This is a genomic window from Alienimonas sp. DA493 (assembly GCF_043951915.1).
In the GTDB taxonomy this organism is placed as follows: Bacteria; Planctomycetota; Planctomycetia; order Planctomycetales; family Planctomycetaceae; genus Alienimonas.
On sequence record NZ_JBINJD010000390.1, the window covers coordinates 1 to 323 of the forward strand.

The 323-nt window shown below is 72.8% G+C and carries 1 protein-coding gene; it reads right to left on the minus strand.

Features of this window, described 5'->3' with window-relative positions; genetic code table 11:
• The coding region (locus ACG2DA_RS23155) for a helix-turn-helix domain-containing protein (RefSeq protein ID WP_395259080.1) at positions 1 to 323 on the minus strand (323 nt) is incomplete at both ends.

Here is a 323-nt window from a genome sequence, read left to right on the forward strand (position 1 = left end):
ACCTCCAGCTCCACCAGCCGCTCGGCCAGCAGCTTCATCGTCCAGCGGGCGCGGCCATCAGGAGCCGGGGAGCAGGCGACCGCGATCAGCTGCGCTTCCTGCGCCCCGTCGAGCTTGCGGTACTGCCGGCCGGTCGGCTTCTTCCTGCAAAGCGTGGCGTCCAAGCCTTCCGCGACGAACTGCTGCCGCACCCGGCGGGCGGTCATGGCCGAGCAGCCGAGTTCCCGGCCGATCCGCACGTCGCTGAAGGCGTCGGGGCCGTCGGCGTCGGCCTTCAGCAGGATGCGGGCCCGCATCAGCAGGCGGGCGGGGTGCGTGCCGGT